Origin of the sequence: Gordonia aurantiaca (genome assembly GCF_039939235.1) — a bacterium.
Taxonomy (GTDB): domain Bacteria; phylum Actinomycetota; class Actinomycetes; order Mycobacteriales; family Mycobacteriaceae; genus Gordonia.
In genome coordinates this window covers 174,843-201,841 of the sequence record NZ_JBDUUF010000002.1, presented here as the reverse complement: position 1 = coordinate 201,841, position 26,999 = coordinate 174,843, and the positions used below count along the sequence as shown (strand labels likewise).

26 protein-coding genes and 2 pseudogenes are annotated in these 26,999 nt (G+C 69.0%); 7 read left to right on the top strand and 21 right to left on the bottom strand.

The annotated features are described in order from the left end of the window. Positions 1-134 precede the first annotated feature (134 nt). The 13 genes from holA to ABFT43_RS05865 form a co-directional block, all read right to left on the bottom strand. A complete protein-coding gene (gene holA / locus ABFT43_RS05925) occupies positions 135-1,103 on the bottom strand; it encodes a DNA polymerase III subunit delta (RefSeq protein ID WP_347959449.1) in 969 nt (322 codons plus the stop codon). Then, positions 1,100-1,915: a potassium channel family protein gene (locus ABFT43_RS05920; protein WP_347959448.1), complete on the bottom strand. Its 816-nt coding sequence runs from the start codon at positions 1,913-1,915 to the stop codon at positions 1,100-1,102. The genes holA and ABFT43_RS05920 overlap by 4 nt, the downstream gene beginning before the upstream one ends. A 397-nt stretch (positions 1,916-2,312) precedes the next feature. Beyond that, the gene (locus ABFT43_RS05915) at positions 2,313-3,704 is read right to left on the bottom strand and encodes a ComEC/Rec2 family competence protein (RefSeq protein ID WP_347959447.1); all 1,392 of its coding nucleotides are present in this window, start codon (positions 3,702-3,704) and stop codon (positions 2,313-2,315) included. 4 nt (positions 3,705-3,708) lie between these two features. Continuing rightward, a complete protein-coding gene (locus tag ABFT43_RS05910; RefSeq protein WP_347959446.1) occupies positions 3,709-4,758 on the bottom strand; it encodes a helix-hairpin-helix domain-containing protein in 1,050 nt (349 codons plus the stop codon). A 105-nt stretch (positions 4,759-4,863) separates the two neighbouring features. Beyond that, on the bottom strand, positions 4,864-5,664 hold the full coding sequence (locus ABFT43_RS05905; RefSeq protein WP_347959445.1) for a hypothetical protein: 801 nt from the start codon (positions 5,662-5,664) through the stop codon (positions 4,864-4,866). A 120-nt stretch (positions 5,665-5,784) separates the two neighbouring features. Continuing rightward, entirely contained in the window at positions 5,785-6,645 is an 861-nt protein-coding gene (locus tag ABFT43_RS05900; RefSeq protein WP_347959444.1) for a DegV family protein, read from the bottom strand. A gap of 81 nt (positions 6,646-6,726) precedes the next feature. Continuing rightward, positions 6,727-7,431: a diglucosylglycerate octanoyltransferase gene (gene octT / locus ABFT43_RS05895; protein ID WP_347959744.1), complete on the bottom strand. Its 705-nt coding sequence runs from the start codon at positions 7,429-7,431 to the stop codon at positions 6,727-6,729. A gap of 53 nt (positions 7,432-7,484) precedes the next feature. Further along, on the bottom strand, positions 7,485-8,198 hold the full coding sequence (locus ABFT43_RS05890; RefSeq protein WP_347959443.1) for a histidine phosphatase family protein: 714 nt from the start codon (positions 8,196-8,198) through the stop codon (positions 7,485-7,487). Then, positions 8,195-8,557, bottom strand: coding sequence for a ribosome silencing factor (gene rsfS / locus ABFT43_RS05885; protein ID WP_347959442.1), 363 nt, complete (start codon positions 8,555-8,557; stop codon positions 8,195-8,197). The genes ABFT43_RS05890 and rsfS overlap by 4 nt, the downstream gene beginning before the upstream one ends. Before the next feature lie 16 nt (positions 8,558-8,573). Continuing rightward, positions 8,574-9,353 carry a nicotinate-nucleotide adenylyltransferase gene (nadD, locus tag ABFT43_RS05880; protein ID WP_347959441.1) on the bottom strand — a complete coding sequence of 260 codons (780 nt, stop codon included), beginning with the start codon at positions 9,351-9,353 and terminating at the stop codon, positions 8,574-8,576. A 30-nt stretch (positions 9,354-9,383) separates the two neighbouring features. Then, complete coding sequence (locus ABFT43_RS05875) at positions 9,384-10,778, bottom strand: vWA domain-containing protein (RefSeq protein ID WP_347959440.1); 1,395 nt, start codon at positions 10,776-10,778, stop codon at positions 9,384-9,386. Further along, positions 10,778-11,713: an AAA family ATPase gene (locus ABFT43_RS05870; protein WP_347959439.1), complete on the bottom strand. Its 936-nt coding sequence runs from the start codon at positions 11,711-11,713 to the stop codon at positions 10,778-10,780. The genes ABFT43_RS05875 and ABFT43_RS05870 overlap by 1 nt, the downstream gene beginning before the upstream one ends. Continuing rightward, the gene (locus ABFT43_RS05865; RefSeq protein ID WP_347959438.1) at positions 11,713-12,996 is read right to left on the bottom strand and encodes a glutamate-5-semialdehyde dehydrogenase; all 1,284 of its coding nucleotides are present in this window, start codon (positions 12,994-12,996) and stop codon (positions 11,713-11,715) included. The genes ABFT43_RS05870 and ABFT43_RS05865 overlap by 1 nt, the downstream gene beginning before the upstream one ends. Positions 12,997-13,232: 236 nt before the next feature. Between ABFT43_RS05865 and ABFT43_RS05860 the strand changes: the two genes are divergently transcribed. Both ABFT43_RS05860 and ABFT43_RS05855 read left to right on the top strand, forming a co-directional pair. After that, a complete protein-coding gene (locus tag ABFT43_RS05860) occupies positions 13,233-13,532 on the top strand; it encodes a hypothetical protein (RefSeq protein WP_347959437.1) in 300 nt (99 codons plus the stop codon). A 198-nt stretch (positions 13,533-13,730) separates the two neighbouring features. Further along, a pseudogene (locus ABFT43_RS05855) lies at positions 13,731-14,054 on the top strand (DMT family transporter); the annotation flags it as partial. 17 nt (positions 14,055-14,071) lie between these two features. Here ABFT43_RS05855 and ABFT43_RS05850 read toward each other — a convergent pair. From ABFT43_RS05850 to ABFT43_RS05840, 3 genes are all read right to left on the bottom strand, one after another. Then, complete coding sequence (locus ABFT43_RS05850) at positions 14,072-14,854, bottom strand: HNH endonuclease family protein (protein WP_347959436.1); 783 nt, start codon at positions 14,852-14,854, stop codon at positions 14,072-14,074. 61 nt (positions 14,855-14,915) lie between these two features. Beyond that, on the bottom strand, positions 14,916-17,168 hold the full coding sequence (gene recG, locus ABFT43_RS05845) for an ATP-dependent DNA helicase RecG (protein ID WP_347959435.1): 2,253 nt from the start codon (positions 17,166-17,168) through the stop codon (positions 14,916-14,918). Continuing rightward, a complete protein-coding gene (locus tag ABFT43_RS05840; RefSeq protein ID WP_347959434.1) occupies positions 17,165-18,814 on the bottom strand; it encodes a DAK2 domain-containing protein in 1,650 nt (549 codons plus the stop codon). Before ABFT43_RS05840 ends, recG begins: the two co-directional genes overlap by 4 nt. Before the next feature lie 258 nt (positions 18,815-19,072). Between ABFT43_RS05840 and rpmB the strand changes: the two genes are divergently transcribed. Together rpmB and ABFT43_RS05830 are read left to right on the top strand one after the other, a co-directional pair. Further along, the gene (rpmB, locus tag ABFT43_RS05835) at positions 19,073-19,264 is read left to right on the top strand and encodes a 50S ribosomal protein L28 (protein WP_006899833.1); all 192 of its coding nucleotides are present in this window, start codon (positions 19,073-19,075) and stop codon (positions 19,262-19,264) included. Between the two features lie 119 nt (positions 19,265-19,383). Then, the gene (locus ABFT43_RS05830) at positions 19,384-20,205 is read left to right on the top strand and encodes an enoyl-CoA hydratase/isomerase family protein (protein WP_347959433.1); all 822 of its coding nucleotides are present in this window, start codon (positions 19,384-19,386) and stop codon (positions 20,203-20,205) included. A 63-nt stretch (positions 20,206-20,268) separates the two neighbouring features. On the opposite strand, the gene ABFT43_RS05825 is transcribed toward ABFT43_RS05830, so the two are convergent. The 4 genes and pseudogenes from ABFT43_RS05825 to ABFT43_RS05810 form a co-directional block, all read right to left on the bottom strand. After that, positions 20,269-20,955: a uracil-DNA glycosylase gene (locus ABFT43_RS05825; RefSeq protein WP_347959432.1), complete on the bottom strand. Its 687-nt coding sequence runs from the start codon at positions 20,953-20,955 to the stop codon at positions 20,269-20,271. Positions 20,956-20,987: 32 nt separating this feature from the next. Further along, positions 20,988-21,509: a gamma carbonic anhydrase family protein gene (locus tag ABFT43_RS05820; RefSeq protein WP_347959431.1), complete on the bottom strand. Its 522-nt coding sequence runs from the start codon at positions 21,507-21,509 to the stop codon at positions 20,988-20,990. A 62-nt stretch (positions 21,510-21,571) separates the two neighbouring features. Next, positions 21,572-22,417, bottom strand: a pseudogene (locus ABFT43_RS05815) (hypothetical protein). Between the two features lie 497 nt (positions 22,418-22,914). Further along, positions 22,915-23,955: a thiamine-phosphate kinase gene (locus ABFT43_RS05810; protein ID WP_347959430.1), complete on the bottom strand. Its 1,041-nt coding sequence runs from the start codon at positions 23,953-23,955 to the stop codon at positions 22,915-22,917. Positions 23,956-24,129: 174 nt separating this feature from the next. On the opposite strand from ABFT43_RS05810, the gene ABFT43_RS05805 reads away from it, so the two are divergent. Further along, on the top strand, positions 24,130-24,369 hold the full coding sequence (locus ABFT43_RS05805; protein ID WP_347959429.1) for an Lrp/AsnC ligand binding domain-containing protein: 240 nt from the start codon (positions 24,130-24,132) through the stop codon (positions 24,367-24,369). A gap of 58 nt (positions 24,370-24,427) precedes the next feature. Beyond that, the gene (locus ABFT43_RS05800; RefSeq protein ID WP_347959428.1) at positions 24,428-25,045 is read left to right on the top strand and encodes a DUF3515 domain-containing protein; all 618 of its coding nucleotides are present in this window, start codon (positions 24,428-24,430) and stop codon (positions 25,043-25,045) included. Between the two features lie 46 nt (positions 25,046-25,091). Here ABFT43_RS05800 and ABFT43_RS05795 read toward each other — a convergent pair whose 3' ends face one another. Continuing rightward, the gene (locus ABFT43_RS05795) at positions 25,092-26,099 is read right to left on the bottom strand and encodes an NAD(P)H-dependent glycerol-3-phosphate dehydrogenase (RefSeq protein WP_347959427.1); all 1,008 of its coding nucleotides are present in this window, start codon (positions 26,097-26,099) and stop codon (positions 25,092-25,094) included. A gap of 124 nt (positions 26,100-26,223) precedes the next feature. Here ABFT43_RS05795 and cofC point away from each other — a divergent pair, with 124 nt between their 5' ends. Beyond that, complete coding sequence (cofC, locus tag ABFT43_RS05790) at positions 26,224-26,979, top strand: 2-phospho-L-lactate guanylyltransferase (RefSeq protein WP_347959426.1); 756 nt, start codon at positions 26,224-26,226, stop codon at positions 26,977-26,979. Positions 26,980-26,999: the final 20 nt, after the last annotated feature.

Here is a 26,999-nt window from a genome sequence, read left to right as displayed (position 1 = left end):
GACCGACGTCACGCTGGTCGGATACGCGACGAGCGCGGAGAGAAGCCGTCGAAACCAGCCCGGTTTCCACCGCCGGCCGAGTAGGCCTCGGCGCTTGCGGAGGGTCCGTGTCGAAACCGGCCCTCGCCGATCCCCTACAGTCTCCGACGCCCGTCCGGCCGCAGCTCCGCCACCGCGGCGACCGCGTGGGCCAGGGCGTAGTCGGCGTCGGCGGCCTGTCCCTTGACGTCGCCGTTGAGCTTGGCGACGACACCGATGGCTCGCGCGATCGACTCCGAATCCCATGCCTTGGCCTTGGCCTGAACGCTCTTGACGCGATTCGGCGGCATGCCGAGCTCCGACGCCGCCGAGTACGGGTCGACACCGCCCATCGGCCGCACCCGTGCGATGGAGTGGACCGCCTCCGCGAGCGCGTCGGCCAGCAGCACCCGCGGGACACCGTGATGCATCGCCCACTCGAGGGCCTCGAGCGCGCCGGCCCGGTCCCCGTTGACGGCCTTGTCGGCGATCTCGAATCCGGTCACCTCGGGCCGGCCCTGGTAGTACAGCTGCACGGTCTCTCGGGTGACCTTGCCGCCGGTGTCGGCGACGAGCTGCGCGCACGCGGCGGCGAGCTCCCGCAGTTCGGAACCGACCGATTCCACGACCTGTTCGACGACGTCGGCGCTCGCCTTCACCCCGAGGGCTCGGAACTCGTTGCGGACGAACGTCATCCGGTCCGACGGCCACTTCGGGGTCGCGGTGTCGTGTTCGACGGCACCGGCCTTCTTCAGCGCGGGCACCATCGACTTGGCGCGGCCGCCGCCGGTGTGGATGACCATCAGCGTGATGCCCTCGGGCAGCGCCTTGGCCGTCGAAGCGATGAGCGCCGCCGGTTCCCTGCCCGCCTCCGCGGCGGCCTCCACCACGACGACGCGCTCCTCGGCGAACAGCGACGGGCTCAGCAGCTCGGCGAGTTCGCCCTCGCTGACATCACCGGCCCGCACGCGGGTCACCGGCACCTGGGTACCGGCCTGTTTCGACGTCTGCTCGACGACCGCGGAGATCACCCGGCCGGTCAGGAAGTCGTCGTCTCCGAGAAGCAGGTGCAGGCGATCGGTCACGTGCTCATCGTGCCAGACGGGGAGGACAGGGCAGGCTCGGCCGCCGACTCGGAGCTCCTCGTGCCAGTAGACGTGGACACCTCGAGGATGAGTGCCCGCAGATCCTGGATCTCGGCGCGCAAGGTTTCGATCTGCTCGCGGGTGGCTGCGGCGTTGGCGTCATCTTCTTCCGCCACGCGCTGCACGATCCATGACGCAATGGTGGCGGTGACGACACCGATGATGCTGATCCCGCCGATCATCAGACACGCCGCAATGATCCGTCCAGAGGTGGTCACCGGTGCGTAGTCGCCGTACCCGACTGTGGTGACGGTGGCGATGGCCCACCACAGCGCATCGCCGAAAGAGGTGATGGACGAACCCGGGATATTGCGTTCGGTCTCGTAGATGGCCAGCGACGCAGCATAGATGAGAAGAATCGCGCTACAGGCGGTGTAGATCGCGACCCGACCGCGGATGGCTGTTCCGATTGCCCGCTGTAACGCAGAAACGAGCATCAGCAAGCGCAACAGGCGGAGTGGTCGGAGCACAGGAAGGACGACGATCGCGAGGTCGAGGAGATGTTGCACAAACCAGCGGCCACGCTGTGGCGCAATCGCCAGCCTCACCACGTAGTCAACGGCAAACGCAAGCCAGGAGACCGCCATTGTCCAGTCGAGAGCCTGGCGCGCTTGGTCGGACGGGTCACCGAGGATCTCCACCGAATAGGCCACCATGAACACCACGGCGACCACAGCGAGTGGCCACTCGGCCTTCTGCTCCCACTTCGCCAAGTACTGCTCACGACCACTCGACACGGCGGTGCCGTCCATTCGCGTCCCTTCGATTAGCTCCACTGGGCAGATGTCTCGGCCGAGCCGATGCCGTGTCGGTTTCACCGCACACCGGCTCCACAACGCAGGGTCCTCACCTGAACGACCTCCGACCACCACTGCTCGGCTTTGCCTGCGGCGCTGAGCGAGACGTGACCAGGTGGCCATGCAGAAGGACGAAGTGCGCCCCAGAGATGCACCAAAACCGGGCAGATACCCATCCAAACCAAGATTAGGCTCTGCCGGATCAGGCCGGCACGAGCGGGCACGCTCGCGTACCAAGCGATGTGTCGAGGTGCTCCGCCCCGGAATGCGCCCTCCAGAGCAACGCCGACGACATATCGTGATCCGCTCCACTCCGGCGGGCCGACTCCATGGGCGGAATTCGGTACCGTTCTCAGAAACCGGGCACCTCGACACTCGCCCATCCGACGCCGCCGAACGTGTGCGCGCACCACACCATCCACCACAACTCCGGCCCCAGCGCCCGGACCAGGAGCTCCGCGATGCCCGCACACAGCCCGTCGGGTGGACCGATAGCGCCGACGAGGGCGGCGACCGTACCGAGGATGCTGATGAGCGCGACAACCGGGGCGACGAGCAGGTTCGCGACCACGCCGATGACCGAGATCCGGCCGGTGACCAGTACGAGGATCGGCGCGGTGACGATCTGGGCGGTCACCGCCATGGCGATCACCTCCGCGAGACCCGGAGGAATCCGCCACCGGCGCAGCCGATCCCGGACGCGAGGCGCCCACAGCACGATCGCGCAGGTCGCAGCCACCGACAGCACGAACCCCGGTTGCAGGGCGAGTTCCGGCCACCACAGCAGGCCCGCGATCACCGCGGCGCCCAACGCCGGGAAGGACTGTGCGCGGCGTGACGCGAACAGCGCCATCACCCCGACCGCGCCCATCAATGCCGCCCGTACCACGCTCGGTGTCGGTCTCACCAGCATGGTGAACCCGGCGATCACCATCAGCCCGATCACCGCCGATGATCGCGGACCGAATCCGATGCTGCGCACCAGCAGAAGCGCCGCGCCGCAGATGATCGCGAAGTTCGCACCGGAGACCGCGGTGAGATGACTCAGCCCCGCCGCCCGGAAATCGTCGCGCAGGTCGTCGTCGAGACCGGTCTCGTCACCGAGGACGAGGCCCGGGAGCAGCCCTGCGGCGTCCGGCCCGAGGGTCCGGGCCGCCACCAGGTGCAGTCGTTGCCGGATCGCGCCGGCCGCGGACTGGTGCACGGGCGGACCACCGACCAGTCGCGGCGACTGTGCGGTCAGCGATGCGACCAGCAGGGTTCGCTCCGGCGGTGGCCGCACGCGCACGACGGCGCTCACCCGCTGCCCCGGCAGCAGTCCCGACCATGCCTGTGTTGGTCCGCGAAGTTCTGACGCGGCCGAGGGCACCACCCGTGTCCCGATCTGTTCGACGTCGACCCGGACGCGCATCCGTCCCTGCCGCGCGGGTCCGGTCGGGGTCGGATCACCGCGCAGTGTCATGACGACCGCCTCCTTCCCCGACACGTGCGCCAGCGGATGTTCCGCACGGATCTCCTGTCGGATCGCCAGCGACGTCGCACACGCACCGGCGAGGCCTGCCGCCACGATCACGAGACCGACTGTGTCCCAGCGGAGACGCCCGGCCCGACAAGCACCGGCCAGAACGCCGGTGGTCACCGCGGCGACGACCGCCACCCCGATGCTCGCGTTCGCCGGAACGATCAGGCCGCAGGCGGTCACCACCCAGACCACCAGAGCCGGCACCAGAAGCCGGAAGTCCACGCGGTCAGACCGTCACGTGGTCACGGAGTTTGGCGAGCCGGGCGGGACCGATCCCGTCCACCTCGGCGAGCTGGTCGACCGAGGTGAAGCGACCGTTGCGCTGCCGCCAGGCGAGGATCGCCTTGGCCGTCACCGGACCGACGCCGGGCAGCGCGTCGAGTTCGGCTTCGGTCGCCGTGTTGAGATTCACCTTGTCCCCGGAAGCCCCTGAACCGGGCGGGGCGCCGCCGGATTCGGCGCTCGCGCCGCCCTGCGCCGCCGGGGCTCCCCCACCCGCGGGTGCCCCGCTCGCCCCGACGACCGCGCTTTTCAGCGACATCCGCCCCTCCCCGCCCGCATATCCCACCAAGATCTGGTCACCGTCACGGAGAACTTGAGCGAGGTTGAGCGACAACAGATCTGCACCTTTACGGGCACCGCCGGCCCGCTCGATCGCCTCGGCGACCCGCGCCCCGGACGGCAACCGCACGAGACCGGGTTCGTTGACGAGCCCGACGACGCTGACGATCACCTCGGCCGGCCCCGCCGCGGACGGCTCCGCGGTGGATGGTCCCGCCCCGGGCGTGCCGACATCGGGCGCCGCCGACGCACCCGCGGGCGTCCCGAAATCCACCACCGGGGCCGGGTCCGTTCCGCGGAACAGTCCGAATGCGGCCACCGCGCAGGCGATCACACCGACCACGATCAGTGCGATGGCCCCCGGCGGGGCGATGGCGAACCGGCGACGCGGCACCGGATCGTCGTCGTCCCAGAATCCTTCGCGCTCCTGGCCATCCACGTCCAGGACCTCGTCGAACGGGCGACGTCGGGACGACCGACGCTCCCCGCGTGCACGATCTCCGGTCGAGTCCTCGGGCGCGAGCCACGTCGGCATCCCCCCGATCCCCCAGCCCGGGTGTTCGGATTCCTCGACCACGACCGCACCCGAACCGCCCTCGACGTCGACCGGCGGGTCGGGGTCGGCGGAAGGCAGCGGTGCGTCGGCGGGCCGCGCGGGCATCTCGACGACCGGTCCGAGTCGGTCCAGCGGGTTTCGCCGTCCTGATGCGCTCATGCCGGACGACGTTAGGGCCCCGGCAACCGGTCAGGAGCTCTCCTACGCCAGATCGAGCACTTCTGTGGATCGTTTGAAGACCTGTGGAATCGGATCAGTCGAGGGCTACTTCTGATTGGTGCTCAAGAGCTCTCGACACTCTGCGTTGGAATGCGTTCGCACGCATTCGGCCCATTTCGCTTGGTCCAGGTTTGGATCTTCGTTCGGAATCGTTGTCGTGCGCAACGAATTCGACGGCTGCGGTAGCTCGACGCTAGCGTCAGCTGGGACCTCCGCTGTCATCTCAAGAGTCGGCGTCGTGGTCAGCGTAGATTCCGTTTCCTTCTCCGTTTGCTGGAACAGGTCCTGACAGGTGAAGCGCCACACACCGTCACGCCGGAGCCAGTACATGGTCTCGTCTTTACCACCAGTTGCCATCACCACGGTTCCGCGGTTCCCTCGCTCGACCACCGACCTGACTTCAGTAAAAGACTTGGTTCCGGTCTGGTTAGCCGCGGTCGCGTCGTCGACGACACCGAAAGCCGCCACTAAACCGTCGATCATGGCCGCGCAAGCTGGCTCGGCGTACTTCTTCATCGCCTGCCACGCAGCGTCTTCACCGTTCTGTGCTTCTGTGACGGTTGTTTCGGCGAGCATCTTGTCGACGGTCTGGCGGAGGCTCAAAGACCTCGTTTCCGGCGCAGCAGGAAGCCCAGATTGTTCGCCACCGCTACCGCGGCTCGTCGCGACGATGAAGCCGACCAGACCCGAAGCCACCATTAACAGAACAACAACAGCGACTCCCAGTACCCACACCATCAGTGACTTACGGGAAGTGGTCGCGCCCGAAACATCCATCTTCGTCAGTTCGGTGTGTGCAGGTGCAGCTTCGCCAGCGTTGTCGTCATCTGGTGTCGCGTTCTCCACGATGCCCGCCCCTACTCCTCTCAAGCTTCGCTTGAGCAGGATAGCGATGATCGGTGCAATCTCGTGGCCTACCACCGGGTATCGAGCAACCAGACTCGCACCGAGGGAGCGCTGAATACCTCAGAGCGACTCGATCCCCTCGATCGGGTCGAGATGCGACGCGATGACCACGCCCACGGACCCGGGCCCCACATGCGAGCCGAGGATCGGGCCGAGGTCCACGATCAGCTCCGAGGTCACCATCCGCAGCCGGCCGCGCAGGGTCTCGAGCAGATCCCGGGCGGTGTCCTCGCACTCGCAGTGCTGGATGCCGACGGTGACCGCACGTCCGCCGGCGGACTCGACCGCCGCGTCGACCATCTTGTCGAGCGCCCTGGAGAAGGTGCGGTGCCGTTCCTTGAGCTGCAGCGTGCCGTCGACCATGTGAAGGATCGGCTTGATCGACAGCGCCGAGCCGAACAGCTTGCTCGCGGCGCTGATGCGGCCGCTCTGGCGCAGGTTGTCGAGCTGCTGCACGCACAGCAGCGAGTCGACGGTCGCCGCCTGACGGATCGCGGACTCGTAGACGCGGTCCCGGTCGGCGCCGCCCGCGGCGGCCTGGGCGGCCGCGACGGCGGTGAATCCGACTGCGAGCCCGACCGATCGCGAGTCGACGATCCGGACCAGCCCGGAGAACTTCTCCGCCGCCAGCCGCGCGGAGCTCCACGTCCCGGACAGCTTGCGCGACAGGTGCACCGCCACCACCCCGTCGCCGCCACTGGCCTCGAGCGCGGATTCGAAGTACTCGGTCAGCTCGGCGGGATTGGCACCCGACGTCGTCACCCCGGGCGTCGACGACACGTTGTCCGGGATGTGGTCGACACCCTCGCGATAGTCCTTGTCATCGAAGGACACGTGCAAAGGGACCTGCCGGATCCCGTAGTGTTCGGTCACCGACTCCGGCAACCGAGACGACGAATCTGTGACGACGACGACAGGCACCCGTCTACGTTAACCGGTCCCACGCCCGGTGCTCACACCGGTTCGCGCGGCCCGCGCCGGCCACTCGCCGACGTGTGGTCACTATTTGTCGGCGCGGATCTTCTCGACGACCGGAACCACGAGATCGGCGATCCTGCGATGGCACTCGAAGCCCCAGTGGATGCCGTCGGGGTTCATCTCGACCTTCGGGTCGTCGAAGGCGTCGCGAGTCGCCGGGTAGAAGTCGACGCACGGCAGGTCGTGTGCGGCTGCCCACCGCGCGATCGCGGCGGTGGTCGGGATGCGCCCGGAATGTACGTAGCCGTAGTACGGGCTGCGATGCGTCGGCGGCAGGCACACGACGAGCGACAGGTCCGGACGCAGTTGGGCCAGTGCCCCGCGGATCTTCTCCAGGTACTCGACCGTCACCCGCGGCGGCAGCACCACCGGCCAACCGAGCTTCGACCCACGCGGCTGCACCCACGAGTACGCCTCGCGAACCAGCTGCCGCAACCGGTTCGGCCGCACGTAGCGGATCTGTTCGCGCAGTGCCGTCGGCAACGGCGACGGCAGCGTGTCCATGCCGCCGAAAGCGAGCACCACGACATCGGCGTGCGGCACTGTGGCCCAGATGTTCGGATCCTGCGTGAGCGCCCACCACACGTCGCGGCTCGTCCAGCCGATGCGGCCGAACAGCCGCACCGGTACCCCGAGGTCTGCGCCGAGCAACGAGGGCCAGATCCGCGGATCGTCGGCGGGCAACCCGCCGGCCGGCCCGTAATAGGCCAGCGAGTCCGACAGGACCATCACGCAGCGCTGGAAACCATCTGCCCGCGGGTCGCCGGTCACCGGGGAATCCGTCACTGGACGGCGGGATCGGCGTCCTCGGCCGACGCGTTCCACACGTCGAGCCGCCAGCGCGGAGCAGCACCGGGCACACCGTGACCCGACAGTTGCACCCAACTGGTGTTGGCCAGGCCGCCGAACACCGGCCAGTTGTCGACGGGCAGCCGGAGCAGGGCAGCAGTCATCGCCGCGATCACCCCGCCGTGGGCCACCAGGACCACCGGCGCCTCCGGGTTGTCCCCCACGCCCCAATCCGGAAAGAGCTCGATCAGCTCGTCCACGAGCGGGATCGAACGGTTGGCCACGTCGACGCGACTCTCGCCGCCCGGAGGCGTCCACGTCGCATCGTCGCGCCAGACCACCCGCGCACCCGGCATCACCGCATCCACCTCGTGGTGGGTCATGCCCTGCCACTCACCGAGATGCGTCTCCCGAAGCCGCACATCGGTTCTCACCGTCAGGCCAGTGCGCTGGGCCAGCGCCTCCGCGGTGTCGCGGGCACGCTTGAGGTCCGACGACCAGATCGCCTTCGGCTGCCGTTTCGCGAGCGCAATCGCCGCCGAGTTCGCTTGCCGCACACCGAGTTCGGAGAGATCGGTGTCGAGCTGGCCCTGCATGCGACTGCTGGCGTTGTACTCGGTCTGCCCGTGACGCAACAGGATCAGACGCCGGACCACCGGGGTCAGGCGCTCGACCGCGGTGTCGTGGGTGTCGGGTCCCCCGCTCACGAGAGGCCTTCCACCTCGATCGTCGGGCAGTCCTTCCAGAGGCTCTCCAACGCATAGAAACGACGTTCGTCGGTGTGCTGGATGTGCACCACGATGTCGGCGTAGTCGAGCAGCGCCCAACGCCCCTCGCGGGTGCCCTCACGACGCAGTGGCTTGTGGCCGGCCTCGCGCAGTTTGTCCTCGACCTCGTCGACGATCGCGTTGACCTGCCGCTCGTTGTCCGCCGACGCGATGACGAAGCAGTCGGTGATCACCAGCTGCTCCGACACGTCGATCACTGTCACCTCATGGGCGAGCTTGTCCGCGGCCGCCAGAGCAGCCACCTTGGCCATCTCCACCGCTTCAGCTGACGCAGTCACTCAAGTCCTCTCGATTTCACTTGCGGGCGTCCGCCCGCTCGGTGCGCTCTGTCTCCGATGAGTCCGGGGCCGGAGCATCCGCCGGTCCCCGCTCCGCTCCCGACGCAGTCTCATCCCTGCCCGCTCGCTCCGCTCCCGGCGCAGACACCCCGGGGGACGACGCCCGAGGCGCACGATACAGCTTCCGCTTCGCGATGTACTGCACGACGCCGTCGGGCACCAGATACCAGACCGGCCGCCCCTCCGCGGCGCGCGTGCGGCACTCGGTCGACGAGATCGACAGCGCCGGGATCTCCAGCAGGGTGAGCGTGTCGGCGGGCAACTGCTCGAGGTGCTTCGCCAGATGCGTGGCATCGAGTTTGTAGCCGGGCCGGCTCACACCGACGAACCGGGCGAGATCGAACAGTTCCTCCCAGTCCTGCCACGACAGGATCGACTCCAGCGCGTCGGCGCCGGTGATGAAGTACAGCTGCGCGTCCGGCAACTGCTTGCGCAGGTCTCGAAGGGTGTCGACGGTGTACGTGTCGCCCTCACGGTCGATGTCGACGCGGCTGACGCTGAACTGCGGATTCGACGCCGTGGCGATGACCGTCATCAGGTAACGGTCCTCGGGTGGGCTGACCATCGTGTGCTCGCCCAGCTTCTGCCACGGGCGGCCGGTCGGCACGAAGATCACCTCGTCCAACGCGAATCGATGGGCGACCTCGCTCGCGGCCACGAGGTGGCCGTTGTGGATCGGGTCGAACGTGCCACCCATGACACCGATGCGGCGCGCACTGGGGCGGTCGGTTGACATGGACGGTCAGTCTACGCGGTGCCGCCGGGATCAGACCGGCAGCAGGTCGGCGATGACGGTTCCGAGCTGGGTGGCATTACGGCATTCGAACATGTCGATGATCTCCGCGTAGTCGGGAGCCGCCGAGTCCCCGGTGCCCCAGTGCTCCTTGGCCTCCGGATTCAGCCAATACGCGTGCCGGGCACGTTCGACGAGTTCGGCGAGCGCGTCGATGTGCGGGTCGTGGTAGTTGTTGCGGGCGTCGCCGAGCACCAGCAGCGCACCCCGGTGCGTCAGCGAATCCCCGTACTCGCTCACGAAGCCGGCCAGCATGTTGCCGTAGTCGGAGTGACCGTCGCGGGTCGAGATCCGCGCAGTGGAGATCATGTGGTGCATCGCGGCGCCGAAGTCCTCTTCGCCATGGTCGAAGTAATCGGTCACCTCGTCGACGGTGTCGACGAACGCGAACACCCGGACCTTCGAGAACTGTTGCCGCAGCGCGTAGACCAGGCGCAGCGTGAACTGGCTGAAACCCGCGACCGACCCGCTGACGTCGCAGATGATGATCAGCTCGGGGCGGCCGGGCCGCGGTCTGCGGTGGCTCAGCTCGATCGGCACGCCGCCGGTCGACATCGACGCGCGCAACGTCTTCCGGACGTCGACCGCACCCCGGTGCGCACGACGTCGGCGGGTCTCCAGTTTCGCCGCGAGCAGCCGCGCCAGGGGCTCGATGGTCTTGCGGATCTCCATCTGCTCCTTGGCGCCCGCCGACAGGAAGTTGATGTTCTCCGGCAGCGGCGGCACCGCGTACGCCCCGACCTTGTCCCGGCCGTTGCGATCGGCCATGCGGCGCTGCGTCTCCCGCTCGATGGCGGCCCGCAGGTCCGCCGCCTTCTGCCGTGCCGCCTGCCGGTACAGCTCACCGGTTCCCGGCCGGCCGCCGTCGCCGTCGCCGTTGTCCATCGCGGCAGCGATCTTGGCGATGAGCGTCTGCGGATTCACCGCGGAGATGGCCTGATACGCCGAGAACGCCTCGCCCTTCGTCGATCCGTAACGGCCGAGTTCGTCGACGATCATCGCGATCGCCTGGTCGAGGCGTCCGTCGTTGGCGGCGGTGTCGTCGGCCAACATCTCGGCCAGCGTCTCGCGGACCCCCTCGATGTCGAGATTGCCCTCGTCGTCGCGCGGGAGGTCCTCGGTGACCGTGCGCATCCCGGAACCGATCGGGAACCACAGGTCGAAGACACGGTCGAAGACGGGCCGGTGCGAATGGTCGACGAGCAGCGTCGTCGCCAGCCCCTCCCGGAGGCGAGGCCGCTCGAGGAGGTCGAGCACCTCCATCGCCGACGCCGCGTCGATCAGCGCCGACGGCCCCACGACGATCCCGCGCCGGCGCAACTCATCGACGAAGTCGGTGAGGTGGTCGACGAGCGGTGCCGTCGTCATCAGCCCAGCTTGAGTTCTTTGAGGGCTGTCTTCAGGTCCGGACGGTGCTTGAGCACCACGCCGAGCGTCCGCGCGATCAGCCCGTCGTCCAGACCGCCGCGCTTGGCCCCGGCGCCGTGAGCACCGGCCTGCTCTCCCGCCCCGAGCGCGAGAAGCGTGTTGGCCCAGTCGATCGTCTCGGCCACCGACGGCTTCTTGCGGATGTCGAGGGTGCGCAGCACGCCGACGATCCGCACCAGCTCCGCGCTCAGTGCCGACGACAGGTTCGGCACCCGGGAGGCGAGAATCTCCTTCTCCCGCTCGGCATCAGGGAAGTCGATGTAGAGGTACAGGCAGCGGCGTTTGAGCGCCTCGGACAGCTCACGCGTCGCGTTGGAGGTCAGCAGCACGATCGGACGGTGCTGCGCCGCAACGGTTCCCATCTCCGGGATGGTGATCGCGAAATCGCTGAGCACCTCCAGTAGCAGACCCTCCATGTCGACGTCGGCCTTGTCGACCTCGTCGATCAGCAGCACGGTCTTGCCCTCGCGCGAGATCGCCTTCAGCAGCGGACGCGGCAGCAGGAACTCCTCGGAGAAGATGTCGGTCTTCGCCTCTTCCCAGGCGCGGGTGCCGGTGGCCTGGATGTGCAGGATCTGCTTGGCGTGATTCCACTCGTAGAGCGCCCGCGCCTCGTCGATCCCCTCGTAGCACTGCAGGCGGACCAGTTCGGCGTCGGTGGCCGCCGCGATCGCCTTGGCCAGTTCCGTCTTGCCGACACCGGCCGGGCCCTCGACGAGCAGCGGCTTGCCCAGCCGGTCGGCGAGGAAGGTCGACGTCGCGGTCGCGTCGTCGGCGAGATACCCGGTCTCCCGGAGCCGCGCGACGACGTCGTCGACCGAGGTGAACGACGGGACGACGGCGGGGCCGGTGACCGGCTGCTGCGGGGCGCTCATCACGCCGGCCGAACGTGTCCGTTGCCCCAGACCAGCCACTTGGTGGAGGTCAGTTCGGGCAGGCCCATCGGACCCCGGGCGTGCAGCTTCTGGGTGGAGATGCCGATCTCGGCGCCGAACCCGAACTGCTCGCCGTCGGTGAAGGCGGTGGACGCGTTGACCATGACCGCCGCGGCGTCGACCCGCTGTGTGAACTCGTCGGCGGCGCCGAGGTCGGTGGTGATGATCGCCTCGGTGTGGCCGGTGCCGTAGGTGTCGATGTGGGCGATCGCGGCGTCGAGGTCCTCGACGACCTTCATCGCGATGTCCATCGACAGGTACTCGTTGGCCCAGTCCTCCTCGGTGGCCGGTTCCATGCCCGGCTCGTCGCCGTGGATCACGACGCCCTGCGACTGCAGCACCTGGGTGATGCGGGGCATCGCCTCGGCGGCGATCGCCTTGTCGATGAGGACGGTCTCGGCCGTGTTGCAGACGCTCGGCCGGCGGGTCTTGGAGTTGAGGATCACGCGCACCGCGACATCGAGGTCGGCGAGGGCGTGCACGTACACGTGGCAGTTGCCGACGCCGGTCTCGATGGTGGGGACGGTCGCATTGGAGACAACGGCCTCGATGAGGCCGGCGCCGCCGCGCGGGATCACGACGTCGACGAGCCCGCGGGCGCGGATGAGCGCGGTGACGCTCGAGCGGTTCTCACTCGGCAGCAGCGACACCGCGTCGGCGTTGATGCCCTTCTTCGACAGGGTCTCACGGAGGATGCGGACCAGCTCGGCGTTCGACGACGCGGCCGACGACGAGCCGCGCAGGAGCACCGCGTTACCGGACTTGAAGGCGATGCCGAAGGCGTCGACCGTCACGTTCGGGCGGGCCTCGTAGACGATGCCGACCACACCGAGCGGAACCCGGACCTGACGCAGCTGCAGCCCGTTCGGCAGGGTCTTGCCGGCGGTGATCTCGCCGATCGGATCGGGCAGGTTCGCGACCTGACGCAGGCCGTTCGCGATCCCCACAACGCGTTCTGGGGTCAGACGCAGACGGTCGAGCAGACTCGCCTCGGTGCCGGCGGCCTCGGCGCGCGCGATGTCGTCGGCGTTGGCCGCGAGGATCGACGCCGACGACGCCTCGAGGGCGTCGGCGGCGGCCAGCAGCACCTCGTTCTTGTCCGCGGTGGTCAGACCGCCCAGCGTGCGGGACGCCGATTTGGCCGCCTTGGCAAGGCCGAGGACGACCGTCTCGACATCGGATTCGCGTGCAGCGACGGAAGGCTCTGCGGTGGGTGCGCTCATCAACATCCTCGACTTCGCGGGTGGTCACCGCGACGGGGCGCCGCGGAAAATGTGCCGTTCACAAGAGTAGCGCCGCGGTCGGCAGCGTCCCAAAGAGAATTGTCCGTCCGATCACCCCGCATTCCGTCGGACGAATGAGCGGCCCACGCCGCGAACGCACGGTCTTTGCTATCGTGAATCTACACTGCACTCCGGCATGGGGTGGGTGGCTGTCGTATCTGTGGGGAGAAGATTCGATGACGTTGCTGACACATGCCTTCGAGGGCTCACATGTTCTGCAGTCGGCGCCGTCGAGCGCCGTACTCACCTGGATTCGACGGGCTCAGGCAACGGTGGCCGCACGACTGTTCGCCTTCGTGCTCGGCTGCCTGATGCTGTTCGCCTCCGCGGTCTATCTGCCGGCCGTCGCATTCGAGACATTGACCTGGTCGACGTTGTGGCCGTTGCTGGGCTCACTCATCCTGGCCGGCCTGGGCGCGGTGTCCTTCTGGGTGGGGGCGAGCGGGATAGTCGCGCGTCTCATCGACACGCAATGATCCCGCACGGTGCGCACCGGTCGTCCGGCCGGCGCGCACCGGATTCACCGCTCGGAATCACCGCGGGGTTTCCCGCACCGGGATCGATTCCTCGGACTTTCCTCACACCGCACCTCCCTCGCCCTGCGTGTCCGGTCCGCCCGACTTAGGGTGTCGTCGAAGACTGCAGATGAATTGGGACAGTGCGAGGTGCTCGACATGGCGTGGGTTGTGCTGGTGGCCGCCGGCCTGATCGAGATCGTCTACATGGCGGCGCTCGAGAGGTCCGAGACCTTCACCCGACCGTGGCCCACGGCGCTGTTCGCCGTCGGCGTGGTCGCCAGCATGGCCGGCGTCGCCTACGCGATCCGGTCGATCCCGCTCGGCACCACCTATGCCGTGTGGGTGGGCATCGGGGCGGTCGGCACCTCGCTCTACGGCATGCTCTTCCTCCGCGAGCCCGCCGGTTGGGCGCGGATGGGCTGCATCTTCCTCATCCTGGTCGGCGTGGTCGGATTGAACCTGCTGCACAACGTATCCGGCGGGGCGCAGACCGGAACTCAAGAACAGTCGAGTGTCGCGGCGAGCACGCCGCGCGATCTCGCGTCGACCGACAGACCATAAGCGGCGCTGACCATCACGAACTGGATCGCGTACGGACACCGGAAACCGCGCTCGGGCGGCATCCAGCGCGCGGGTTCGGCATCGCCCTTCTCCTGGTTCGACGCCCCGTCGACGGCGACGAGATTCGCCGGGTCGTTGGCGAAGTCGACGCGTCGGGTCGGTGTCCACGACCACGCACCCATGTCCCACGCGTAGGCCAGCGGCACGATGTGGTCGATCTGCACGCCTGACGCCCCGCGATCCCGACTGAACACCACGAACTCGCCGGTGTACGGGCTGCGGAACTCCCCCTCGAGCACCGCCCGCGGGCAGCTCGACACCGGCCCGGCACGGATGTCCCGCAGGTCGCGGGCGAGGATGTCGTTGCGGGTGTCGCACCCGTTGCCGCCGCCGGCGACGGACACCGCGTCGGTCCACGCGGCACCGAACGCGGTGCGGTCGTAGTCGTCGCGCGCCGGCCGATGCGGAACGGTTGGCAGTGACGCCAACCGCGACAATGCCTCTCGCGCCTTCGCCGACAACCGTGGATCCACGTCGGGGTGCGACCAGAACCCACCGCCGCCGGCCGCGACCACGATCGCGGTGGCCACCGCGACGACCAGTGTCGCCCACTGCCTCGACGACCACGCGGGTGACGCGGACCCGTGCCACGTTCTCCATCGCACGTGCATGCGCAGGTCACGCAGCGGATGTGCTCGACGGACATCGCGGTGGGCCATGGGATTTGGACGTCGCCCGCGGGCATTCGGTTCCACGGCCCCGGGGCGCGGCCGCCCGGACCTACGACTTGTCCAGGTACTTGATCTTCTGCGGCACCAGGATGCCGTCGACCAGGTCGGCGAGCGGCCGGTGGTGCAGCAACGTGAGGTCCTCGCCCACCACCTCCTCGGCCAGTGCCCGGGCGTCCTCGATGATCTCGACATCGTCGAGCAGGGACAGGAACCGCAGCGACGAGCTCTGGCCGGACTGCAACGATCCGAGCAGATCGCCCTCGCGACGCTGCTCGAGATCCACGCGGGCCAACTCGAAGCCGTCGTTCGACGCCGCGACCGCCCGCAGACGCTGCATCGACTGCGAGATGTCCTTGGCGTTGGTCATCAGCAGGCACAGTCCGGCATGCTGTCCGCGGCCGACACGACCGCGGAGCTGATGCAGCTGGCTGACACCGAACCGGTCGGCGTCGACGATGACCATGGTGGTCGCGTTCGGAACGTCCACACCGACCTCGATCACGGTGGTGGACACGAGCACGTCGACCTCTCCGCAGCCGAACGCGTCCATGATCGCGTTCTTCTCGTCCGGCGCCATCCGGCCGTGCAGCATCTCGACGCGCCGGTGGGCGAACGGGCCCGAGACCAACGCCTCGTACTGCTCGATCACCGAGGTGGTCCTGGGCCCCTTGTCGTCCTCGGCCTCCGGTGCCTGGGGCTCCGAGTCGTCGTCGCCGATGCGGGAGCACACGACGTAGACCTGGCGGCCGGCGTCGATCTCCTCGTTGGCGCGCGACCACACACGGTCGACCCAGTTCTGCCGGCCCATCGGCACCACCGATGTCATGATCGGCTGGCGACCGCGGGGCAGCTCGCGCAGCACCGACGTCTCGAGATCGCCGAACGCGGTCATCGCGACGGTACGCGGGATCGGGGTCGCGGTCATCACCAGGAAGTGCGGAACCCGACCATCACGGCCCCTGCTGCGCAGGACATCGCGCTGCTCGACGCCGAACCGGTGCTGCTCGTCGATGACGACGAGGCCGAGGTCGAAGAACTCGACCTTCTCCTCCAGCAGGGCATGCGTGCCGATGACGATGCCGGCGTTGCCGGTCACCACGTCGAGCAGCGTCTCGCGACGGCCCTTGGTCTTCATGGACCCGGTCAGCAGCGCGATGCGGGTCGCCCCCTCGGCAGCGGTCAACTCACCACCTTCGGCGAGATCGCCGAGCATCTGCTTCATGGTCCGATAGTGCTGTGCGGCAAGCACTTCGGTGGGTGCAAGGATGGCGCACTGGTAGCCGTTGTCGACGACCCGCAGCATCGCGAGCAGGGACACGAGGGTCTTGCCGGAACCGACCTCGCCCTGCAGCAGGCGCGACATCGGTTGCGCACGGGCGAGATCCTCGCCGAGCTCCTCGCCGACGGCACGTTGTCCGTCGGTGAGCTCGAACGGGAGCCGTTCGCGCAGCTTGTCCTCGAGCCCGCCCGGGACGTGGGGACACGGTGGCGCGGCGTCGGCGCGTCCGGCGATGCGGCGTTGCGCCAGAACCGTCTGGATCGCCAGGGCCTCATCGAATTTCAGGCGATAGGAGGCCACCTTGACGTCATCCTCCGTCTCCGGCAGGTGGATCTTCCGGATCGCCTCGTCGGTGCTGACGAGCCCCCGGAGCCGGCGTTGATCGTCGGTGAGCGCGTCCGGGATCGGCGGACAGTGGTCGAGCACACGGCGCACCGCGCCGAGGATGTCCCAGGTCTGCACCTGCTTGGTCGCCGGGTACAGCGGCAGGATCTCCCGGTCGAACATCGTCACCAGCGGATGGCCGCCGTGTTCGCGGGTGATCTCCTCCTCCACCGCGTACATCTCGGTGAGCATCTTGGAGCCGACGACATGCTCGATCTCGGGTTCGCCGTCGGGCAGGATCATCCACTCCGGATGCGACAGCTGGATCTGGTCGCGGAAGTACTTGACCGTCCCGGCCATCATCACGCGGGCGCCGGGGCGCAGCTGGTTCTTGATGAAGCGGGGATTGAAGAAGCTCGCCTCGTACACCTCGTTGTCGTCGGCGACCTTCACCTTGAGGAACTGCCCACGGCGGCTGCGCATCTGGATCAGGTCCGACTTGGTGATGCGCCCGACGATCGTCAGCCACTCCCCCGGTTCGGGGCGCGTGTGGTCCGAGGCCCGGCCCCGGCGCACGTAGCGGCGCGGGGTGTACCGCAGCAACTCGCCGACGGTCTGCACGCCCAGCGTCGCGAGCTTCTCGGCGGGCTTGGGCCCGAGGGCGTCGACCAGCGAATCCGACAGCGCCAGTTCGGTCACTCCACACCCACCTGCAGGAGATCGCCGCGCTGTCCGGTGCGGTAGACCGCGAGCTCGATGCCGGGGTAGCTGCGGCGCATCTGTTCGGCCACCGCCTCGAGTGCCGCCTCGTCGACGTCGGCGCCGGCGAGAATGGTGACCAGTTCGCCGCCGGTGGCGAGCATGAGGTCGACGAGCGCGGTCCCCGCCGAGGTCTGGTCGGGCGCGACGACCAGCACGTCGTCGCCGATGAGCCCGAGCACATCCCCGACCTCGCACATGCCGGCCAGCGTCATCATCTTGGTGGTCGCCCTCTGTAGGGAACCCCAGCGTGCGCCGGCGGCGGCCTCGGCCATCGCGTACGCGTCGACGTCGGGGATCTCGCTGGGGTCGTGCACCGCGAGCGCCGCCAGGCACTGGGTCATCGACGCCGTCGGCAGCATCAGGACCGACCGCTGGGACGACCGCACCTCGGTGGTGACCGTGACCAGATCCTGAGAACTCAACGCGCCGTTGGCCATCACGACGACGTGGGCGCTGTCGGTGTCCCGGATCGCCTTGCCGAGTTCCCGCGCGGTGACGCCGTCGTCCCCGCGCAGCACTGTCGCGCCGGCCTCGGCGAAGAGTTCCTCGGCACCGTCGCCGAAGGCCACGGCGACCACCGCCCGCTTGTGCCGCGGCGGCGGTTCATTCGAATCCGCCTGTGCGCGAATGGCATCGAGCGCAAAGCAGGTGATCCGGACGTCGGAGAGACGGCCGAGTCCCGCGCCGGCCTCCACCGCGGCACCGGGCTCGCAGGTGTGGACGTGCACCGAGAAGCGCTCGCCCTCGCCACTGGAGCTGTCGCCGACGATGACGACCGCGTCGCCGAGTTCGTCGAGCTTCTCGCGCAACTCGGCGATCTGTTCGGCCGCCGCGCCGTCGAGCAGGTACATCACCTCGAAGTCCTGGTCGCTGCTGTCGCCGCACGGGTCGTCGAGGCCGTGGCCGAGGGTCTCGCTGTCGGTGAGGATGCCCCGGTAGCGCCGACGCCGGTTGGTGACGCCGGTGATCACCCGCACCATCGCGTCGACGATGGCCAGAAAGCCCCGGCCGCCGGCGTCGACCACACCAGCGGAGGCGAGCACCGACAATTGCTCGGGGGTGTGCTCGAGCGCCTCGGCGCAGTCGTCTGCGACGGCGCGGACGATGTCGGCGGCCGATTCCTTCTCGTGGGCGGCGGCCGACTCGGCGGCCACGCGGACCAGTGTCAGGACGGTGCCCTCGCGGGGTTCGCTGACCGCGCGGGTCGCGGCGAGCGATCCGAGTCGCAGGCCGAGCGTCGCGAGTTCGCCGAAGCTCAGCGACTCGGTGTCACCGAGGATCTCCGCGGCGTCGGCCAGCCCGACGAGGACCTGGGACAGGATGATGCCCGAGTTGCCGCGCGCCTGGGCCACCGCGCCGTCGGCCATCGCGCGCGCGACCTCCGACAGCGTCCCCTCGTCCCGCACGGCGTCGGCGGCGTCGGCCGCTGCCCGCATGGTGAACAGCATGTTGCTGCCGGTGTCCGAGTCGGGTATCGGGAAGACGTTGAGGTCGTTGATCTCGCCCCGCAACGCCTCGAGCTGCTCGACGCAGGCATGCGCCCAGTCGCGCAGCAGCTGCGGATTGATGGTGCGGGCGATCACGCGGTGACTCTTTCTCGCTCTGCCATATGCGGCGACGGGACGGGCTGGAGAGTTGTGTGCCAGGTTACTCGGCCACCCCGACGTCGTGACGCACGTCCACGCCGCCTCCCGGGGCACCCGGGGCCGGATTTGGTGCCACCCACCCGGGCTGGTTATCCTTGCAGGGTTGCCTTTCGGTCAACGTGCACACCATCTGGTGGTGCCGTTTCCCGTGAGGCCGACCACGAGACCATATTCATCTATCAAGGGAGTTCGACGATGGCTGCCGTCTGCGACATTTGCGGCAAGGGCCCGGGCTTCGGCAAGTCGGTGTCTCACTCGCACCGCCGCACCAACCGCCGCTGGAACCCGAACATCCAGTCCGTTCGCGTCGAGGTCGCCCCGGGCAACCGCAAGCGCAAGAACGTCTGCACCTCCTGCCTGAAGGCCGGCAAGCACGCAGCTGTCTGATCTCCCCTCACCCGCATACGGGTGACGTGAGGTTCGAAAGCATATCGAAGACCCGACGAGGGTGAGTGTGAACTCCCCCGCGTCGGGTCTTTGGTGTGAGCGGGATAATGTCTCCTCTCATGACCTCCACACAATCCCCCCAGATCGCACAGTCCGATTCGCCGGAATTCGTCACCGAGTCCGATGGTGTGCTGACGCTCGCCGTCTCGACGGCCGGCGCGGGCAACTCCCTGTCCGACGAGGGCATCGCCGTGGGCACCCAGGCGCTGCGCGAGGTCGCGCGCGGCAAGCGTGACGTGGGCGCGGTGCTGTTGGTGGGCCTGGGCAAGAACTTCTGTGCGGGCGGCAACGTGCGCGCCTTCGCCGCCGCGGACGACCGCCCGACATACCTACGCGAGATCGCAGACAACTTCCATGCGTTCGTCGGGGCGCTCTACGAGGCGGAGATCCCGGTGGTCGTCGCGGCGAAGGGCTGGGCGGCCGGCGCCGGCATGTCGCTGGTTCTGCACGCCGACGTCGCGATCGGCGGCGGGTCCACCAAGATGCGTCCCGCCTATCGCGGCATCGGCCTCACCCCCGACGGTGGTCTCACCTGGACCCTGCCCCGCACGGTCGGTGCGGCCCGCGCCCGCCAGATCATCCTGACCGACCGCGTGATCTCCGCCGACGAGGCCCTGCAATGGGGAATCCTGTCGGAGGTGGTCGCCGACGACGAGATCGAGAGCGTGGCCCGCGCCAACGCCGAGGCCATCGCCGCCGGGCCCCGGTCGGCGAACTCGGGCACCAAGCACCTGCTGTCGCTGGCGTCGGAGACCTCTCTCCTCGATCACCTCGCACTCGAGGGCCGCTCGATCTCCGAGCGGTCGGGCCTGCCGGAGGGCATCGAGGGCGTCGACGCGTTCGTCGGCAAGCGCGCACCGGAATTCGGCAAGGCGCGCTGACCCGTAGACCACACACGACCGCCTGCCTCCGTCGGGAGCGGGCGGTCGTGTGCGTGTCGGCACCTACGGCAGGCGCCAGTCCACCGGCTCGGCGCCGAGGTCCATCAACTCCTCGTTGGCGCGACTGAACGGCCGAGACCCGAAGAACCCGCGCGAGGCCGACAACGGCGATGGATGGGCCGAGACGATGGTCGGGACGTCGGGCAGCCACTTCTCCAGGCTCGCGGCGTCGCGCCCCCACAGGATTGCGACGAGCGGCTCGTCGCGAGCGGCGAGCGCCTTGATCGCGCACTCGGTCACGGCCTCCCAGCCCTTGCCACGGTGCGACCCCGGTTCGCCGGGCGCCACCGTGAGGACCCGGTTCAGCAGCAGCACGCCGTTGTCGGCCCATGGGGTGAGGTCGCCCGAGCAAGGCATCGGGTAACCGAGATCCGAGCAGTACTCGGTGAAGATGTTGGCCAGCGAGCGCGGGATGGGCCGCACGTCGGGCGCCACGGAGAAGCTCAGGCCCACAGCGTGTCCCGGGGTCGGGTACGGGTCCTGACCGACGATCAGCACCCGGACGTCGTCGATGGGCCGGGTGAAGGCACGCAGGATGTGTTGCCCTGCCGGGAAATAGCGGCGGCCCGCGGCGATCTCGGCGCGCAGGAACCGACCCATCTCGGTGATGATCGGCTCGACGGGCGCGAGGGCCTCGGCCCAGCCGGGGTCGATGATCTCGGAGAGCGGTTTGGGCTGTGCGGTCGTCACTGGAGCGGGTTCCCCTTCAGTCGATCCGGCATTCAGTCGATCCTCCGCAGTGCCCCGCGATAGTGCTGGGCGTTCTGGAAGTACATCTCGCAGTTGAGCTCGGTGTGCTTCTCCGGCACCTCGTGGTTCTCGCGGATCCTCGCGGGCACGCCGAGCGCCATGCGGCGGGGCGGGACCTCGAACTTGAACGGCACGACAGCGCCGGCGCCGACGATCGCACCGTCGCCGATCGTCGAACCGTTCAGGACGATCGATCCGGAGGCGATGAGGCAGTCGTCGCCGATGGTGGCGCCCTCGATGTGCGCATTGTGGCCGACCACGCAACGGGCACCGATGACGGTCGGCTCGAAGACGGTGCAGTGGATGACGGTACCGTCCTGGATATTGGACCGCTCGCCGATGGTGATGGTGCCGTAGTCGCCGCGGAGCACGGCGCCGGGCCATACCGAGACCCCGTCGCCGAGGGTGACGTTCCCGATCACCACCGCATCGGGATGAACATAGGTGTCGGCCCCCAGGGTGGGCACACGGTCGTCGAGTGCGTAGATCGCCATACGCAGACTCTAACCAGGCAACCGCCGTGACACGGGGCGCGGGCGTCACACGCTCCTGGCCGTCACACCCACCGACGCCCACCCCTCGAGCCCTCACACACGCTCCAGGCAGGCCGGAACGGTTCGGCGAGGGACTCCGGCGTGTGGTCCGGGTAGTGCGTGACCTCGTAGCGACGGACCGCCACGACCGCATCGACCACCTCGTGGCCCACGATGCCGCGCACCAGGTCCGACGAGTCGAGACGGACGACGATCTCCCGCTGATCCGTCGCCGGCTCCGTACCTCGGAGATGAGGTGGGCAGTCCATCGGGTCGGCGGTCATCTCGGCCGGCAACCCGGTCCGGCATTCGATCCCGTGTACCGCGGCGCCCAGCACGGCGGCGGCTGCGAGATAGACGTTGGCCGACGGGTCGACGACCTTCGCCTCGATATCGGCCTGCCGTCCGTGATTCCCCTCGACCGCGGACCCCTTCCGGGGTTCGGCCTGCACCAGCCGCACCGCCGCCTCCCGATCCTCCACACCCCAGAAGGCGTGTTCTCCCGCCCACTGGCCTGGTCGGGTGCGCAGGCACGAGACCACCGAACCGCAGAGGACGCCCTGCGTTCCGGGAGGGCCCCGAGGATTCCGGCGACCGCGTGCTCAGCGTCGGAGGTCATCCCGGCGGCGCCTGCCCACCGAGAACAACGGCTGTTCCCTGCGCCGAAGCGAAAAATGTTGATGTGCACCGCAACCCGCTTCGTCAGCCGGAGGTTTCGGCGAAAATCCGGCACGCACACCGTGTTTACGCGCCACACGACCGATGATCAGCCGGGTGAGGACGAGTCGGTCGGCCGCGGTCACCGGGTCGGCGGGACCGAGTGACACCTCGAACTGGCGTCGGGCATGTTCGGGATGGATCTGTTGCACCTCGACCCCGGCGAAGGCGCAGGCGGAGATGAGATCCCGGACGAAGTCCTCGTGCCCCAGCAGACCGGCCGCGCCCTACGGCGTCCAGTCGTGCGACGGGAGGGTCGATCCGTCGGGCGCGACGAGCACGAACTCGATCTCGTGCCCCCACCGACGCGTGCAGATCTGCGGAGGCGAGACCGGCCACGACCCGACGCAGGACCCCGCGCGGACAGCGGCGCCCGGTCGCCGGGCACGATCTTGGCGAGAATCAGTCCCGCCGGGTTGACCACGGTGGCGAGCAGCGCCGGGGCGCGCCCCACCGGGTCGGTTCCGGACGGCCCGCCGGCAGTCGATCCGGTGATGTCCGACCCTGTGGTGGCCGACCCTGTGGTGGCCGAATCCCCGGCGACGACCCGGCCGCAGCGCGATGCCATCTTCACAGTGTCGCCGAGGGACCGCGGTCGTCGGAGCGAAACCGGCGGAGTCGGTCCCGCTGCCGGCGCGGCCGGGTCACCCTATCCGCGCGGCTGGGCGAAGGACTGCCAGCCGTGCAGGTCGCGACCGTCGGGTCCGCCGACGCGCCGCCCGTCGACCCACACCTCCGGTGTCGGTCCGGCGGCGTCACGTACCTCCCCGATGACGGTCCAGCCCGCGGGCACCGACGCGGCGTCGAACGCGCCGAGCAGATGGTGGTCCTCACCGCCGGCGAGCACCCACTCGTCGACGTCGGCGCCGAGTTGTGTTGCGACGCGCGCGAGATCGGCGCGCCGCGGGACTGCGTCGGCGCGCACCTCCATCGCCACGCCTGCGGCGCGGGACATCGTGATGAGTTCTTCGACGAGTCCGTCGGAGATGTCGGTCATCGCGTGCGCACCGGCAGCCGCGGCGACCGGGCCCTGAGTGAGGTCGGGTGACGGGACACGGTGCAGCGCAACCACTTCCGGCCATTCTTCGGGATCCCTGCCGGGCGTGGACAGTACCGCGAGACCCGCTGCACTCGAGCCCAGCGGACCGCTCACCGCGAGCAGGTCGCCGCCACGCGCGCCGCCGAGCGAGACCGGTCGCCGACCCTCGAGGGCGCCGACCGCGGTGACGCTCACGACCACCTCGGCAGCAGCGACGAGGTCCCCACCGAGTACGCGCGCGCCCAGTCCGTGTGCGGCGTCGACGACGCCGTCGTTGAGGTCGAGGACGACACCGACCGGGGTCTGCGGCGGACACGCGACGGAGATCACGAGCCCGGTGGTGCGGCCGCCCATCGCGGCGACGTCGGCTGCGCTCTGGATGACCGCCCGCGCCCCGATCTGGTTCGGCGTCGACCAGTCGAATCGGAAGTGCCGTCCCTCGACGACGGTGTCGGTGCTGATCACGGCCGACCCGCCGATGTCGAGAACCGCGGCGTCGTCACCGGATCCGATGACGATGTCGTCGGCCGGACCGGCGGCGGTGGCCGCGGCGGTGAGGGCGGCGATCACGGCCCGTTCGCCGATCTCGCCCACCGGAACGGCGCGGTCGATGCCGCCGCCCGCGGCGGCGCCGACGTCGTCGGAAGTCACTTGTCGGGTCTCACTCTCGTCGAATCCCCTATGAGTCGCGCGCGAACCGGGTTGTCGGTGACAATGTGTGCCACAGTGTATTGGGTTCGTGGCGGGCGTCGTTCGCCACGAGCACCTACCCGCCGGATTCGCAGTCCCGGGCCCGGCGGTGGGGCACAGACGGAGAGGAAGTCCGTGGTTCAGGCATACATACTGATCCAGACCGAGGTCGGGAGGGCCGCCCTGGCAGCGGCGACGATCGCCGAGATCTCGGGGGTCGCCTCGTCCGAAGAGGTCAGCGGACCGTATGACGTGATCGTCCGGGTGGAGGCCGCCGACGCCACCGACCTCACCCAGAACGTCGTCCCGCAGATCCAGAAGGTGGACGGCATCACCCGCACCCTGACCTGCCCCGTCGTCGCTCCCGCCCGCTAGCACCCGAGGCGGACGGCCCGGCGGACGGCACCGTCGGGGTTTCTCCTAGTGTGGTGGCGTGACACCAGCAGGTTCGGACGACACCCCGCAGGACCCCGTGAACGACGCCACCACCGAGAAGGCCACCACCGGCGTCGGCTCCGGTGACGGCCGTTACGGTTCCGAGCCGCGTCTGGGTCCCGCGCTCATCGCCACCCTGGTCGCGATCCCGGTCATGGTCATCGCCGGGTTCATCGCATTCGCCGCGCTGCGCCCCGATCCGGTCAACCCGGTCGAGTCCTACGCCGCCGAGTCCGCGTCACAGGAGTGCGCCGAGTTCCTCGAGAGGGCGCCGCAGACGTTCGAGGGTTATGGCGACAAGCAGGTCTCCGGCAACCGTGCCACCTGGCCGGCGACGGGTTCGGGTGACGACGTCATCCTGCGATGCGGTGTCTCCCGTCCCGCCGAGCTCGCGCCCGACAGCCGCCTCCAGCTGGTCCAGGCCCAGGGCCATCGCGGCGTTCAATGGTTCATCACCGACACCGTCGAGGGTTCCGGGCAGGCGTACGTCGCCGTCGACCACCGCCCCTACGTGGCGCTGTGGGTGCCGTCCACGGCCGGCAACGCGCCGATCACCGACATCTCCGGCGTCATCGACGAGACCCTGAAGCGCGGGCCGCTCGACCTCGGCCGCTGAGTCCCACGCTCTCGGGTCGGTGCGGTCGGCGGAAGCGCAACCCGGCTCAGTTGCGGTAGATCTCCGGCTTGGTCTTGCGGCCGAGCAACGAGTTGATGGTCTCGGCCACCGACTCGCCGTCGTGGCACACGCGATGGACCGCGTCGGTCAGCGGCATCGGGACCTGATGCTTCTCGGCGAGCGCGCGCACCGACGTACACGACTTCACGCCCTCGGCGACCTGCCCGTTGGTGGCCGCCTGCGCCTCGGCCATCGTCGCACCCTCACCGAGTCGCGCACCGAAGGTGCGGTTCCGCGACAGCGGGGACGAGCACGTCGCGACCAGGTCGCCCACACCGGCCAGACCGGCGAGGGTCTCCACCTGCGCGCCGAGCGCGACGCCGAGGCGGATGGTCTCCGCCAGACCACGGGTGATGATCGTGGCGAGCGTGTTCTGCCCGAACCCGACGCCGCTCGCGATCCCGCACGCCAGCGCGATCACGTTCTTCGCCGACCCGCCGATCTCACAGCCGACGACGTCGGTGTTCGTGTAGGGACGGAAATACCGCGTGTTGAACGCGCTCTGCAACGTCACGGCACGCGCCTCGTCGACGCACGCGATCACGGTCGCCGCGGGCTGTCCCTCGGCGACCTCGTGGGCGAGATTCGGGCCGGTGAGCACGGCGATGCGCTCCTCCGGCACACCGGTGACCTCACCGATGACCTGGCTCATCCTCAGCAGGGTGTTGGACTCGATGCCCTTCGCCAGCGACACCAGCGACGCGTCGGAGCCTATGTACGGCGTCCATTGCGAGAGGTTCTCGCGCAACGACTGCGACGGCACACCGCACACGACGATGTCGGCGCCGGTCAGCGCCTCCTCCGGAGAGCTCGTCGCGGCCAGCGCGTCGGGCAACTGGATGTCGGAGAGATAGTCGGGATTGACGTGCCGGGTGTTGATCGCCTCGGCCAGTTCGGGACGCCGAGCCCAGATGATCGTCTCGGTGCCCGCGTCGACGAGTACCTTCGCCACCGCCGTTCCCCAGGAACCCGCTCCCATGACCGCCGCGCGCACAGCACTCCTCCTGCCCGGGTCCGTGTCATCGGACCGACCGACCATCTACACACCCTAATGGTCCGACGGCGATGACCGACCCGGAATGCCACCCCCGGTCCCCCGGTGGACCATGATGGTCTGCATGGAACGCAGCGCCGTCGACTCGAGTGTCGACCTCGCGGCCGCCGGCACGATGCCCGCCGGAGGCGCGACGGTCGCCGCCGTGCTGGCGGTGAAGAGCCTGCGGCAGGCGAAGTCGAGGCTGGCCGCGACGCTGTGGGATTTGGCCGCGACCGACGATCCGGGGGTCCGCGGATCGCTCGTACTCGCGATGTTCCTCGACACCGTCGAGGCACTCCGCGGCGCCGGCGTCACGCGCGTCGTCGTGGTGAGTCCCGACGCCGAGGTCCTCGCCGCCGCCCGCCGGTCGGGCACCCGCGGACTGCCCGAAGAACCCTCGCCGCGCACCGGTTCGGACTCGGGTCTCAACGCCGCGTTCTCCCACGGCGCCCGATGGGTCCGCGAGACCTGGCCCGACTCCGGACGACTGGTGTTCGTGCAGGCCGACCTCCCGGCCGCGACGAGCGACTCGCTGCGGGAGGTGCTCGGCGAGACCCCACCGGACGGACTCAGCTTCCTCACCGACCGCGACGGCACCGGTACGGTCCTGCTGCACGGCCATCTCCCGCCCGACGGCTCCGGCTCCCTCGACGCCGCACCGAGGTTCGGCCTCGGTTCGGCCGACGCGCACCGGGCCGCCGGTGCCGTCGAACTCGATCCCGACCGTCGTCGGTGGGCTGATCTGCGCACCGACGTCGACACCGCATCCGATCTCGCAGCCGCCCGCGAACTCGGCCTGGGCCGCCACACCGCACTGGCCCTGCGCCACTTCGGGTGAACCGCACCTCCCGGCACGAG

What these genes read in the sequence shown, in the direction of transcription:
- ABFT43_RS05860 (WP_347959437.1), top strand. Translation starts at nt 13,233, where the DNA reads ATGACGTTGCTGACACATGCCTTCGAGGGCTCACATGTTCTGCAGTCG.
- nadD (WP_347959441.1), bottom strand. Translation starts at nt 9,353, where the DNA reads ATGTCAACCGACCGCCCCAGTGCGCGCCGCATCGGTGTCATGGGTGGC.
- ABFT43_RS05820 (WP_347959431.1), bottom strand. Translation starts at nt 21,509, where the DNA reads ATGGCGATCTACGCACTCGACGACCGTGTGCCCACCCTGGGGGCCGAC.
- ABFT43_RS05875 (WP_347959440.1), bottom strand. Translation starts at nt 10,778, where the DNA reads ATGACGACGGCACCGCTCGTCGACCACCTCACCGACTTCGTCGATGAG.
- rpmB (WP_006899833.1), top strand. Translation starts at nt 19,073, where the DNA reads ATGGCTGCCGTCTGCGACATTTGCGGCAAGGGCCCGGGCTTCGGCAAG.
- ABFT43_RS05850 (WP_347959436.1), bottom strand. Translation starts at nt 14,854, where the DNA reads ATGGCCCACCGCGATGTCCGTCGAGCACATCCGCTGCGTGACCTGCGC.
- ABFT43_RS05865 (WP_347959438.1), bottom strand. Translation starts at nt 12,996, where the DNA reads ATGAGCGCACCCACCGCAGAGCCTTCCGTCGCTGCACGCGAATCCGAT.
- ABFT43_RS05870 (WP_347959439.1), bottom strand. Translation starts at nt 11,713, where the DNA reads ATGAGCGCCCCGCAGCAGCCGGTCACCGGCCCCGCCGTCGTCCCGTCG.
- cofC (WP_347959426.1), top strand. Translation starts at nt 26,224, where the DNA reads ATGGAACGCAGCGCCGTCGACTCGAGTGTCGACCTCGCGGCCGCCGGC.
- ABFT43_RS05830 (WP_347959433.1), top strand. Translation starts at nt 19,384, where the DNA reads ATGACCTCCACACAATCCCCCCAGATCGCACAGTCCGATTCGCCGGAA.
- octT (WP_347959744.1), bottom strand. Translation starts at nt 7,431, where the DNA reads ATGGTCCTGTCGGACTCGCTGGCCTATTACGGGCCGGCCGGCGGGTTG.
- ABFT43_RS05910 (WP_347959446.1), bottom strand. Translation starts at nt 4,758, where the DNA reads ATGAGCGCATCAGGACGGCGAAACCCGCTGGACCGACTCGGACCGGTC.
- ABFT43_RS05920 (WP_347959448.1), bottom strand. Translation starts at nt 1,915, where the DNA reads ATGGACGGCACCGCCGTGTCGAGTGGTCGTGAGCAGTACTTGGCGAAG.